General features: G+C 47.1%; 5 protein-coding genes. 4 read left to right on the plus strand and 1 reads right to left on the minus strand.

The features are described 5' to 3' along the window. Positions 1–562: 562 nt before the first annotated feature. Entirely contained in the window at positions 563–8,551 is a 7,989-nt protein-coding gene (locus BEB42_RS22260) for an Ig-like domain-containing protein (protein ID WP_157942752.1), read from the plus strand. A 379-nt stretch (positions 8,552–8,930) separates the two neighbouring features. Here BEB42_RS22260 and BEB42_RS22265 read toward each other — a convergent pair whose 3' ends face one another. Next, entirely contained in the window at positions 8,931–10,001 is a 1,071-nt protein-coding gene (locus tag BEB42_RS22265) for a glycosyltransferase family 9 protein (protein WP_000477870.1), read from the minus strand. A 305-nt stretch (positions 10,002–10,306) separates the two neighbouring features. On the opposite strand from BEB42_RS22265, the gene shiA reads away from it, so the two are divergent. From shiA to BEB42_RS22280, 3 genes are all read left to right on the plus strand, one after another. After that, a complete protein-coding gene (gene shiA / locus BEB42_RS22270) occupies positions 10,307–11,623 on the plus strand; it encodes a shikimate transporter (RefSeq protein WP_000381745.1) in 1,317 nt (438 codons plus the stop codon). A gap of 101 nt (positions 11,624–11,724) precedes the next feature. After that, the gene (gene amn, locus BEB42_RS22275) at positions 11,725–13,179 is read left to right on the plus strand and encodes an AMP nucleosidase (protein WP_001060255.1); all 1,455 of its coding nucleotides are present in this window, start codon (positions 11,725–11,727) and stop codon (positions 13,177–13,179) included. A 341-nt stretch (positions 13,180–13,520) separates the two neighbouring features. Next, positions 13,521–14,237 carry a YebC/PmpR family DNA-binding transcriptional regulator gene (locus BEB42_RS22280; RefSeq protein ID WP_000532923.1) on the plus strand — a complete coding sequence of 239 codons (717 nt, stop codon included), beginning with the start codon at positions 13,521–13,523 and terminating at the stop codon, positions 14,235–14,237. The last annotated feature ends 30 nt before the right edge of the window (positions 14,238–14,267 follow it).

Raw genomic sequence — 14,267 nt, forward strand, 5'->3', positions numbered from 1 at the left:
TAAGTGAAGCTAAAGGTGCTACTGAGTAAACTTCAAATGTTACTTTAAAATGGTGGTCATTCTGGTGGTCTTGACAAACTCAAATTTTTTTAGCTTTACCAATCAGCCTGTTAATGGCTACGGCGATCCCAGTCAGAGGAGCCAAATTCTAAAAATTCGCTTTTATCGTGCAATGCAACTCATCTACATTAAGCATTGATTCTTTAACGAAGAGCGGGTTTGTCATCTTAAGCGCCCTCGACCTTATGGTTGGGGGCGTTTTGTTATGGACGCCGTCTACAGCTTTCCTGTCGAGAGTGAGAAGTTACGGTTATTTTTGTGCCACATAACCTTCTGCTGGCAAAGAGTTCAGCACTATCTTCTCTACTCCGTCCCTATATTCGTCACCATTGCCCCCTCAATTATTAAACTGAGTTATTCAGTAGTCTCCCCTCTTGCAACTCACACCCAAAACTGCTTAACGAAAAGTTATTAATTTTCAATCATATTGCTATCAGGATTTATATTTTTTCGCTGTGCTAGAAAGGGCGCATTTATGTTAGCTCGTTCAGGGAAGGTAAGCATGGCTACGAAGAAGAGAAGTGGAGAAGAAATAAATGACCGACAAATCTTATGCGGGATGGGTATTAAACTACGCCGCTTAACTGCGGGTATCTGCCTGGTAACTCAACTTGTGTTCCCTATGGCTGCGGCAGCACAAGGTGTGGTAAACGCCGCAACCCAACAACCAGTTCCTGCACAAATCGCCATTGCAAATACCAATACGGTGCCCTACACCCTTGGAGCGCTCGAATCGGCCCAAAGCGTTGCCGAACGTTTCAGTATTTCGTTGGCTGAGTTACGCAAACTCAACCAGTTTCGTACGTTTGCTCGAGGTTTTGATAATGTCCGCCAGGGTGATGAACTGGATGTCCCGGCACAAGTTAGTGAAAAAAATTTAACCCCGTCGCCGCGTAATAGCAGTGACAACCTTGAGCAACAGATAGCCAGTACTTCACAGCAAATCGGGTCTCTGCTCGCCGAAGATATGAACAGCGAGCAAGCGGCCAATATGGCGCGTGGATGGGCCTCTTCTCAGGCATCTGGCGCAATGACAGACTGGTTAAGCCGCTTCGGCACCGCAAGAATCACGCTGGGCGTGGATGAAGATTTTAGCCTGAAGAATTCCCAGTTCGATTTTCTCCATCCATGGTATGAAACGCCTGATAATCTCTTTTTCAGCCAGCATACTCTCCACCGTACTGACGAGCGTACGCAGATTAACAACGGCTTGGGTTGGCGTCATTTCACTCCCACATGGATGTCGGGCATCAACTTCTTTTTCGACCACGATCTTAGCCGTTACCACTCCCGCGCCGGCATTGGCGCGGAGTACTGGCGCGACTATCTTAAATTAAGCAGTAACGGCTATTTGCGACTGACCAACTGGCGCAGCGCACCTGAACTGGACAACGATTATGAAGCACGCCCGGCCAATGGCTGGGATGTACGCGCAGAAGGCTGGTTACCCGCCTGGCCGCACCTTGGCGGTAAACTGGTCTATGAACAGTATTATGGCGATGAAGTGGCCCTGTTCGATAAAGACGATCGGCAAAGTAATCCTCATGCCATAACCGCTGGACTTAACTATACCCCCTTCCCGCTGATGACCTTCAGCGCGGAGCAACGCCAGGGTAAACAGGGCGAAAATGACACCCGTTTTGCCGTCGATTTTACCTGGCAACCTGGCAGCGCAATGCAGAAACAGCTTGACCCGAACGAAGTCGCTGCACGGCGTAGCCTTGCAGGCAGCCGTTATGATCTGGTGGATCGCAACAACAACATCGTTCTGGAATATCGCAAAAAAGAACTGGTTCGCCTGACCCTGACAGACCCCGTGACAGGGAAGTCAGGAGAAGTGAAATCACTGGTTTCGTCGCTACAAACCAAATATGCCCTGAAAGGCTATAACGTCGAAGCCACCGCTCTGGAAGCTGCCGGTGGTAAAGTGGTCACAACGGGTAAAGATATTCTGGTTACCCTGCCTGGTTACCGGTTCACCAGTACGCCAGAAACCGATAACACCTGGCCGATTGAAGTTACCGCTGAAGACGTCAAAGGCAATTTGTCGAATCGTGAACAAAGCATGGTGGTCGTTCAGGCACCTGCGCTAAGCCAGAAAGATTCCTCGGTATCGTTAAGTACCCAAACATTGAGTGCGGATTCCCATTCAACCGCCACACTGACTTTTATTGCTCATGATGCAGCTGGTAATCCTGTTATCGGGCTGGTGCTCTCGACGCGTCATGAAGGTGTTCAGGACATTACCCTTTCTGACTGGAAAGATAATGGTGACGGAAGCTATACCCAAGTCCTGACCACAGGAGCGATGTCTGGCACGCTGACGCTGATGCCACAGCTGAACGGTGCGGATGCGGCCAAAGCCCCCGCCGTGGTGAATATCATTTCTGTTTCGTCATCCCGAACTCACTCGTCAATTACGATTGATAAAAACCATTATCTGTCCGGCAATCCTATCGAAGTGACGGTAGAACTGAGAGATGAAAATGACAAACCTGTTAAGGAGCAAAAACAGCAACTGAATACTGCAGTCAGCATCGACAACGTGAAACCAGGAGTCACTACAGACTGGAAAGAAACCGCAGATGGCGTCTATAAGGCAACCTATACCGCCTATACCAAAGGCAGTGGACTTACTGCGAAGCTGTTAATGCAAAACTGGAATGAAGATTTGCATACCGCTGGATTTATCATCGACGCCAACCCGCAGTCAGCGAAAATTGCGACATTATCTGCCAGCAATAATGGTGTGCTCGCCAATGAGAATGCAGCAAACACCGTCTCGGTCAATGTCGCTGATGAAGGAAGCAACCCAATCAATGATCATACCGTCACGTTTGCGGTATTAAACGGATCGGCAACTTCCTTCAACAATCAAAACACCGCAAAAACAGACGCTAATGGCCTGGCGACTTTTGATCTGAAAAGCAGCAAGCAGGAAGACAACACGGTTGAAGTCACCCTTGAAAATGGCGTGAAACAAACGTTAATCGTCAGTTTTGTCGGTGACTCGAGTACCGCGCAGGTTGATCTACAGAAGTCGAAAAATGAAGTGGTCGCTGACGGCAATGACAGCGCCACCATGACCGCGACAGTCCGGGATGCAAAAGGCAACCTGCTCAATGACGTCAAGGTCACCTTCAATGTTAATTCAGCAGAGGCGAAACTGAGCCAAACCGAAGTGAATAGCCACGACGGGATCGCCACAGCCACGCTGACCAGTTTGAAAAATGGTGATTACACGGTTACGGCCTCTGTCAGCTCTGGTTCCCAGGCTAGTCAACAGGTGAATTTTATCGGTGATCAAAGTACTGCTGCCCTGACCCTCAGTGTGCCTTCAGGTGATATCACCGTCACCAACACAGCTCCGCAACATATGACTGCAACCTTGCAGGATAAAAATGGCAACCCACTAAAAGATAAAGAAATCACCTTCACTGTGCCAAACGACGTCGCAAGTCGGTTCTCGATTAGCAACGGCGGAAAAGGCATGACGGATAGTAACGGGGTTGCAATCGCCTCCCTGACCGGCACGTTAGCGGGCACGCATATGATCACGGCTCGTGTGGCTAACAGCAATGTCAGCGATGCACAGCCAATGACGTTTGTGGCGGATAAAGACAGAGCGGTTGTCGTTCTACAAACATCGAAAGCGGAAATCATTGGGAATGGCGTGGATGAGACGACGCTGACAGCAACAGTGAAAGATCCTTTTGATAACGTGGTTAAAAATCTGTCAGTAGTCTTCCGCACCTCTCCCGCAGACACGCAACTGAGTCTGAACGCGCGTAATACTAATGAGAACGGTATTGCTGAAGTTACCCTTAAGGGCACGGTTTTGGGTATTCATACAGCCGAAGCCATACTGCTTAACGGCAACAGAGATACGAAGACAGTCAATATTGCGCCCGATGCCAGCAACGCGCTAGTCACGCTGAATATCCCTGCTCAACAGGTGGTGACGAATAACAACGACAGTGTGCAGCTGACGGCAATCGTGAAAGATCCGTTGAATCATCCCGTGGCGGGAACAACGGTGAGCTTCACCATGCCACAGGACATTGCGGCAAACTTTACCCTTGAAAATAATGGTATTGCCATTACCCAGGCCAATGGGGAAGCACATGTCACCCTTAAAGGCAAAAAAGCGGGTACGCATACGGTTACCGCAACGCTGGGTAACAATAATGCCAGCGATGCGCAACCAGTCACATTCGTGGCGGATAAGGACAGCGCGATTGTCGCCTTGCAAACCTCGAAAGTGGAAATCACGGGTAATGGAGTGGACGAGACGTTACTCACGGCAACAGTGAAAGATCCTTTCGATAACGTTGTAAAAGATCTACCGGTCACCTTCAGTACCTACCCGGCAGATACTCAACTTAGTCAGAGCACGACCAATACTAACGACAGTGGTGTTGCTGAAGTTACCCTAAAAGGCGCGGTATTGGGTGTTCATACAGCCGAAGCCACTCTGCCTAACGGCAATAGCGATTCGAAGACAGTCAATATTGCTCCCGATGCCAGCAACGCGCGGCTCACGCTGAACATTCCTGCTCACCAGGTGGTGACGAATAACAGCGACAGTGTGCAGCTGACAGCTACAGTGAAAGATCCGTCGAATCATCCGGTGGCGGGGATAGCGGTGAATTTCACCATGCCACAAGACGTCGCGGCAAACTTTACCCTTGAAAATAACGGTATTACCGTCACCCAAGCCAATGGGGAAGCGCATGTCACCCTCAAAGGTAAAAAAGCGGGCACGCATACAGTTACCGCGACGCTGATTAATAACAATGCCAGTGAATCGCAGCCGGTAACATTTGTGGCAGACAAAACCTCGGCTCAGGTTGCCCTGCAGATGTCAAAAGATGAGATCACGGGTAATGGCGTCGATAGTGCAACGTTAACTGCAACGGTTAAAGACCAGTTCGACAATGAGGTGAACAATCTTCCGGTAACATTCAGCTCAGCCTCTTCAGGCCTCACCCTCACCCCAGGGGAGAGTAATACCAATGAGTCTGGCATCGCGCAGGCCACTCTCGTAGGCGTTGCCTTTGGTGAGCAGACGGTCACTGTATCACTTGCTAATAATGGTGCCAGCGACCACAAAACTGTGCACTTTATTGGCGACACAGCTGCGGCAAAAATTATTGGGTTGACGTCTGTCCCAAACAGCATAATCGCTGGTACCCCGCAGAATAGCACCGGCAGCGTCATCACCGCGACAGTCGTTGATAATAATAGCTTTCCGGTGAAAGGTGTAACTGTGAGTTTCACCAGCAGTACAAACTCTGCTGAAATGACGAATGGCGGCCAAGCCGTAACGAACGAACAGGGTAAGGCAACCGTCACTTATACCAATACCCGTTCCTCGGCAGAATCAGGAGGGAGGCCGGATACCGTTGAGGCCAGTCTGGAAAATGGTAGCTCCACGCTTAGCACATCAATTAATGTCAACGCTGATGCGTCTACGGCACATATCACCTTGTTACAAGCACTTACTGATACAGTCTCCGCAGGCAACACGACCGATCTGTATGTTGTGGTAAACGATAATTACGGAAACGGTGTACCCCAACATAAGGTGACCATCAGCGTTTCGCCAAGTGAAGGTGTGACCCCCAGTAATAACGCTATATATACTACCAACTCCTACGGCCATTTTTACGCAAGCTTTACCGCTACAAAAGCCGGGGTTTATCAAGTGACGGCAACGCTCGACAATGGCGATTCGATACAACAAACAGTGACCTATGTGCCGAACGTGGCGAATGCTGAAATCACGCTGGGAGCCTCAAAAGATCCGGTGATTGCCGACAATAACGATCTCACGACATTAACAGCAACAGTCGCAGATACAGAGGGCAATGCGATAGCCAACACTGAAGTAACATTTACTCTCCCGGAAGATGTGAGGGCAAACTTCACGCTGAGCGATGGCGGTAAAGCGGTTACTGATGCTGAAGGCAAAGCGAAAGTCACACTGAAAGGTACAAAAGCAGGAGCACATACCGTGACAGCAGCGATGGCTGGCGGTAAGAGTGAGCAGTTGGTGGTGAACTTTATTGCGGATACGCTCACAGCGCAGGTTAATCTGAACGTTACCGAGAACAACTTTATCGCCAATAACGTTGGGATGACCCAACTTCAGGCAACGGTGACTGATGGACACGGCAACCCGTTAGCCAATGAGCCGGTGACATTCACACTACCGGCAGATGTGAGTGCAAGCTTCACTCTTGGAGAAGGCGGTTCCGCCATTACTGACATCAACGGCAAGGCGGAAGTTACACTAAGCGGTACGAAGTCCGGCACCTATCCCGTGACGGTCAGCGTGGACAGTTATGGTGTCAGTGATACGAGGCCGGTGACTTTGCTTGCCGATGCGAGTACCGCTAAACTGGCTGATTTTACCGCATCATCAAGCTCATTAATCGCCAGCACAACCGAGGGTGCGACCCTGACGGCAAGTGTCACTGACGCTTATGACAATCCATTAGAAGGCATCAAGGTCAATTTCCGCGGCTTATCCGCCACGCTGAGTAACACCACCGCTGAAACAGATGCTCAGGGTAAGGCAGAAATTCTTGTAACAAGCACCATTGCAGGGACGAAAATTGTTGTGGCTAATCTGGCAAATGCACCTACAGATACCATCATGCAAACGTTGACTGTCAAAGCAGATGCTGATTCTGCGACGATCACCAGTCTGGAAATGCCTGAAGGTCAGGTTATGGTCGCAACCCCCCTGGCGGTTAAAGCGCACGTCGACGACCAGTTTGGCAATCCAGTTTCTGAACAGCTTGTGACATTCAGTGCAGAGCCGTCATTTTTTAACATGGTCATTAGTCAGGATACGGTCTCTACGAATACACAGGGTATAGCCGAGGTCACCATGACGCCCAATAGATACGGTTCGTATACTGTGCAAGCATCCCTGGCGAATGGCTCCTCTTATGAGAAGGACCTGGTGGTAATCGATTTAAAACTGACACTCACAGCATCAAGTCCACTTATCGGCATCAATGACCCATTAGGTTCAACTCTGACAGTAAGGCTAACCAATCCAAATGGGGCCCCAGTGAACAATGAACTCGTTACCTTTAGCGTAACGCCAGAAGATGCAACGTTAAGTAGCGAAACAATGAAAACCAATCCTTCCGGGGAGGCACAAGTCGTTCTGACCAGCAATAAAGTCGGTACGTATACGGTTACAGCATCTATCACTAGTGGCGTAATTATTCAGGCGCAGACAATCGTGAAAGTTACTGGCAACCAAAGCACAGCCCATGTGGTCAGCCTGAGCGCTGATCCGTCAACTATCACTGCCAACGACAGCGATATCAGCACGCTGAAGGCTACTGTTGAGGACGGCAGTGGTAACCAAGTCGAAGGCGTCAATGTGAACTTCGCATTAAAAAGTGGCTCTGCCACATTAGGGTCATTAACAGCGGTGACCGATCAACACGGATTTGCGACAACCACCTTGAAAAGTGCGCGAACTGGGAGCGTAACTGTTAGTGCAGGAACGAGCACAGGTGCAACGCAAACAGCTAATATAACGCTGGTGGCAGGCCCGGCAGACGCCTCGCAGTCCGTCCTTAAGAACAATCGGTCATCACTAAAAGGGGACTATACCGATAGTGCTGAGCTACATCTTGTTTTGCACGATATATCAGGCAATCCGATCAAAGTTTCTGAAGGGATGGAATTTGTGCAATCAGGTACTAACGTGCCCTATGTGAAAATTAGCGCAATTGATTACAGTCAAAATATCAACGGTGATTACAAAGCCACTGTTATAGGAGGCGGAGAGGGTATCGCAACGCTGATCCCTGTATTGAATGGTGTTCATCAAGCGGGTCTGAGTACCACAATACAATTCACTCGCGCAGAAGACAAAATAATGAGCGGTACCGTGTTAGTCAATGGTGCTAACCTACCGACAACTACATTCCCTTCGCAGGGGTTCACTGGGGCTTATTATCAGTTGAATAATGACAACTTTTCCCCGGGCAAAACGGCGGCTGATTATGAGTTTTCAAGCTCTGCCTCCTGGGTCGATGTTGACGCTACCGGTAAAGTGACATTTAAAAATGTCGGAAGCAGTTGGGTAACGATTACAGCGACGCCAAAATCAGGAGGCCCTGGCTATATATACGAAATCCGGGTGAAGAGTTGGTGGGTAAACTCCGGCGATTCTTTCATGATATACAGCCTTGCTGAAAATTTTTGCAGTAGCAATGGCTACATGCTTCCCCGCGCAAGCCTTTTAAGCCAGGGTCGTTCCCGAGGTATAGGGACATTGTACAGTGAATGGGGAGATATGGGGCATTACATGAATGAAGCCGATTTTTATTCAGATATGTATTGGTCATCTAGTCCCGCAAACTCCAATGAACAATACGAAATTTCCCTGGCAACAGGTGAGCAAAGCGTAATGGCAAAACTTGGATTTTCTCATGTGACATGTTATAAAAACATTTGATTGTTGATTTTTTTATAGAGTGCTCCATTAGGGGCACTCGACTTTACAATCCCTCTCTGTTTATCGTAAGACAGTCGAGCCCCCTTTTTTTTGAATAAATGCTTGAAACATGGAAGGACCATCTATTCTACGGCAGCGGGAAACAAAGTATATGAGCTATTTTTGATAGCTATCATTTTTGCTATTTAGTCAAATCACGATAATATTTAGCTAATTACATCAGTGCAAGTCATAATAATGTATGCCAGTTAACGGGGATTTAAGTTCAGGTTGCCTTATTATTCGGTGAGTATTGCTTTGATTCAAAGGTTTTTTTTGTGGTGATTGACCAACCTCAGGGTATTAATGTCCCCTGTTCAGCATAGATCGGCATTACCTTCTATACGTAAGTACTGGCACATACTCTCTCCAAAGCACTTTTTAGCGCCTTTCCGAATTCATCCAAACTTATATGATCAATTTTTTGCCCAACGACCACTGACTCCGAGATATCTGCCATCGCAGGCCACCGCGTTTTGTAATCAGCATAAATTGCAACGACGGGGGTATTATAGGCACTTGCCATATGTAATATTGAGGTATCAGGGGTTATTGCGATATAAGCATCTTTTATGATTGCTGCTGAACGTTTAATCGAGGGTGATAAGGATAGCCGGTAGACATTATTATAACAACCCGCTAATTTCCGGGCTTTATCTTCCCCTTTTGGTCCATGAACAATGACTATTGGCATATCATTATCACTTTGAATTTTGGCGATGAGTTTCTCAGCTACTGATAACGAAAATGTGCGTTCCTGCACGCTGCCATCTAAATTAAGCGCAATGTAAGATCCTAAAGTGCACAATTCCTCACGTACTTCATTTATTACCTGCTCGCTTAATGGTAATTCATATATTGGCCTGACTGCAGGAAAACCCGCTTCACGCATCATAAACGCCCATGTCATGGGTACGGGAGCCCTGAGATTCTGATCCATCCGGGACGCGTTCTTACACAAAGGGGAATAGCACTTCATGGTTAAACCGACAACCTGAAAATTCGTTTTTGCTTTCAACTGACTGATAAATAACATCGTTTTCAGGTTCTTTTTACGCATCGCCTCTATACAAAGATCCGGCGTACCGTATCGCTGTGTTATGTTCTTCGCTAAATCTTTTATTTCTTTTAATGTTGCGTGATCCTGCATAGTCATTGTGACTAATGTTAATTTAGTCTGTTCAAGTTTGAGCGCATTAAAGACTTCTAAATTAATAGTCGAAGTAACAATTAAAAGATGCTTAATTTTATGCAATTCAAGCGCCCGAATAACTGGAAAGATGGCCATAGCATCGCCAATTTGATCGGGAATGTGGATAACAACAAAGTCTGTTTTTCCAATATTGAAATTATTAGCTTTATAATCGTAGTAACTAAATGCAATACGTCTCAACAATGATGCTAAAAACATACCTAACCTCGCCTCCCTACTGGTTAAAATGCAATGCAGTCTATCAGAATCATCAGGGTGCAATTTTGTGCATATGCGGACTTTTATGTTTCATATCTCAAAACTGTAGGTGCTCTGCTCAATCCTTATGCAACTCCTGCGATTTCATCTTCCATCGAATTTTTCATGTTGCCGTTAATCAGCCATAAAATCATTTGCAGAAGCGCTCTGGCGCGGTAGTCTCATAAGGTTCGTTTATAGATCGACGGCAATGTGAGTTACCTTTTCCATACTAATTATAAAAAGACAGTACAAACAGGATCATTATGGACACCACGCTCATCTCCACTCGTCCCGATGATGGGACGCTTTCGTTAAGTCGCGCCCGACGAGCTGCGTTTGGCAGTTTCGCCGGAGCTGTCGTCGACTGGTATGACTTTTTACTCTATGGCATTACCGCCGCACTGGTGTTTAATCGCGAGTTTTTCCCGCAAGTCAGCCCGGCAATGGGAACGCTCGCCGCATTTGCCACCTTTGGTGTCGGCTTCCTTTTCCGTCCACTTGGCGGTGTCATTTTCGGTCACTTTGGCGACCGACTGGGACGTAAGCGCATGTTAATGCTGACCGTCTGGATGATGGGCATCGCGACAGCCTTGATTGGCATTCTTCCTTCCTTCTCGACCATAGGTTGGTGGGCCCCCATTTTACTGGTGACACTGCGTGCCATTCAGGGATTTGCCGTCGGCGGCGAATGGGGAGGCGCAGCGTTGCTTTCCGTTGAAAGCGCACCTAAGAATAAAAAAGCCTTTTACAGTAGCGGTGTACAAGTTGGTTACGGTGTAGGTTTACTGCTTTCAACCGGACTGGTTTCATTGATCAGTATGATGACGACTGACGAACAGTTTTTAAGCTGGGGCTGGCGCATTCCTTTCCTGTTTAGCATCGTACTGGTACTGGGGGCATTGTGGGTGCGTAATGGCATGGAGGAGTCCGCGGAATTTGAACAACAGCAACATAATCAAGCGGCAGCGCAAAAACGCATCCCGGTTATCGAAGCACTGTTACGACATCCCGGTGCTTTTCTGAAGATTATTGCGCTACGACTGTGCGAGTTGCTGACGATGTACATCGTTACCGCCTTCGCACTTAATTATTCAACCCAGAATATGGGGTTACCGCGCGAACTTTTCCTCAATATTGGTTTGCTGGTAGGTGGATTAAGCTGCCTGACAATTCCCTGTTTTGCCTGGCTTGCCGATCGTTTTGGTCGCCGCAGAGTTTATATCACAGGTGCGTTAATCGGAACGTTGAGCGCATTTCCTTTCTTTATAGCGCTTGAAGCACAATCTATTTTCTGGATAGTTTTCTTCTCCATAATGCTGGCAAACATTGCGCATGACATGGTGGTGTGCGTGCAACAACCGATGTTTACCGAAATGTTTGGTGCCAGTTATCGCTATAGTGGAGCTGGAGTCGGATATCAGGTTGCCAGTGTGGTCGGCGGTGGATTTACACCTTTTATTGCTGCTGCACTCATCACTTATTTTGCTGGAAACTGGCATAGCGTCGCCATTTATTTGCTGGCTGGATGCCTCATTTCTGCAATAACCGCTTTGTTGATGAAAGACAATCAACACGCTTGATAGTCAGGCGAAGATCATCCGATCTTCGCCTTACACTTTTGTTTCACATTCCTGTGACATACTATCGGAAGTGCGGTAATTGTATGGAACAGGAGACACACATGAATAATAAGGGCTCCGGTCTGACCCCAGCTCAGGCACTGGAAAAACTCGACGCGCTGTATGAGCAATCTGTAGTCGCTTTACGCAATGCCATTGGCAACTATATTAAAAGTGGCGAATTACCTGATGAAAATGCCCGTAAAGAAGGTCTTTTTGTCTATCCATCACTGACCGTAACCTGGGACGGTAGCACAACAAATCCCCCCAAAACGCGCGCATTTGGTCGTTTTACTCACGCAGGCAGCTACACCACCACGATTACTCGCCCTACTCTCTTTCGTTCGTACCTGAATGAGCAACTAACGTTGCTTTATCAGGATTATGGTGCGCATATTTCTGTGCAACCCTCGCAACATGAAATCCCTTATCCTTATGTCATCGATGGCTCTGAATTGACACTTGATCGCTCAATGAGCGCTGGATTAACTCGCTACTTCCCGACAACAGAACTGGCGCAAATTGGCGATGAAACTGCAGACGGCATTTATCATCCAACGGAATTCTCCCCGCTATCTCATTTTGATGCGCGCCGGGTTGATTTTTCCCTCGCACGGTTGCGCCATTATACCGGTACGCCAGTTGAACATTTTCAGCCGTTCGTCTTGTTTACCAACTACACACGTTATGTGGATGAATTCGTTCGTTGGGGATGCAGCCAGATCCTCGACCCTGATAGTCCCTACATTGCCCTTTCTTGTGCTGGCGGGAACTGGATCACCGCCGAAACCGAAGCGCCAGAAGAAGCCATTTCCGACCTTGCATGGAAAAAACATCAGATGCCTGCATGGCATTTAATTACCGCCGATGGTCAGGGTATTACTCTGGTGAATATTGGCGTGGGACCGTCAAATGCTAAAACCATCTGCGATCATCTGGCGGTGCTGCGCCCGGATGTCTGGTTGATGATTGGTCACTGTGGTGGCTTACGTGAAAGCCAGGCCATTGGAGATTATGTACTTGCACACGCTTATTTACGCGATGACCACGTTCTTGATGCGGTACTGCCGCCCGATATTCCTATTCCGAGCATTGCTGAAGTGCAACGTGCGCTTTATGACGCTACCAAGTTAGTCAGCGGCAGGCCCGGAGAGGAAGTTAAACAGCGGCTACGTACTGGCACTGTGGTAACCACAGATGACAGGAACTGGGAATTACGTTACTCAGCTTCTGCACTTCGTTTTAACTTAAGCCGTGCCGTGGCAATTGATATGGAAAGTGCAACCATTGCCGCGCAAGGATATCGTTTCCGCGTGCCATACGGGACACTACTGTGTGTTTCAGATAAACCGTTGCATGGTGAGATTAAACTTCCCGGTCAGGCTAACCGTTTTTATGAAGGCGCTATTTCCGAACACCTGCAAATTGGCATTCGTGCGATCGATTTGCTGCGCGCAGAAGGCGACCGACTGCATTCACGTAAATTACGAACCTTTAATGAACCGCCGTTCCGGTAATAAGTTCTGTTCCTTTTTATCAGGAATAGATGTGAAGGATTTAGTAAGTCATCCAGCAAATAGCCTGCAATAAAGCAGGCTGTTTGCTTCCTGGGGCGGATACGAGATTTATTATAGCCTTAATGATTTCCATATATTAAAAGCAAGTATGCTTTCAAAACACAATTATAAAAAAATCCGCCAACAACATTAGTTTTTATGAGATTAAATATAAGATTATGGATTTAGAATATTTTTATTTCTAATAGACGAGATTTTTCCTGTTATGATATAATATGCCGAATTAACGCATGTTAACGATTTACCAGTAATGTAAATAAATTTTCGAGGAGATCATTCCAGTGGGACGTAAATGGGCCAATATTGTTGCTAAAAAAACGGCTAAAGACGGTGCAACGTCTAAAATTTATGCAAAATTCGGTGTAGAAATCTATGCTGCTGCCAAACAAGGTGAACCCGATCCAGAATTAAACACATCTTTAAAATTCGTTATTGAACGTGCGAAGCAGGCACAAGTTCCAAAGCACGTTATTGATAAAGCAATTGATAAAGCCAAAGGCGGCGGAGATGAAACGTTCGTGCAGGGCCGTTATGAAGGCTTTGGTCCTAATGGCTCAATGATTATCGCTGAAACCTTGACTTCAAATGTTAACCGTACGATTGCTAACGTTCGCACAATTTTCAATAAAAAAGGCGGCAATATCGGAGCGGCAGGTTCTGTCAGCTATATGTTTGACAATACGGGTGTGATTGTATTTAAAGGTACAGACCCGGACCATATTTTTGAAATTTTACTTGAAGCTGAAGTTGATGTTCGTGATGTAACTGAAGAAGAAGGTAATATTGTTATTTATACTGAACCTACTGACCTTCATAAAGGAATCGCGGCTCTAAAAGCAGCTGGAATCACTGAGTTCTCAACAACAGAATTAGAAATGATTGCTCAATCTGAAGTTGAGCTTTCCCCAGAAGATTTAGAAATCTTTGAAGGGCTTGTTGATGCCCTTGAAGATGACGACGATGTTCAAAAAGTTTATCATAACGTCGCAAATCTCTAATTATATTTTAAAGAAATCTGTCTTTATGGC

It is taken from the genome of Escherichia sp. MOD1-EC5990, assembly GCF_002965285.1.
Lineage (GTDB): Bacteria > Pseudomonadota > Gammaproteobacteria > Enterobacterales > Enterobacteriaceae > Escherichia > Escherichia coli_F.

Coding starts and splice junctions, on each gene's coding strand:
- BEB42_RS22260 (WP_157942752.1), top strand. CDS start 563: ATGGCTACGAAGAAGAGAAGTGGAGAAGAAATAAATGACCGACAAATC.
- BEB42_RS22265 (WP_000477870.1), bottom strand. CDS start 10,001: ATGTTTTTAGCATCATTGTTGAGACGTATTGCATTTAGTTACTACGAT.
- shiA (WP_000381745.1), top strand. CDS start 10,307: ATGGACACCACGCTCATCTCCACTCGTCCCGATGATGGGACGCTTTCG.
- amn (WP_001060255.1), top strand. CDS start 11,725: ATGAATAATAAGGGCTCCGGTCTGACCCCAGCTCAGGCACTGGAAAAA.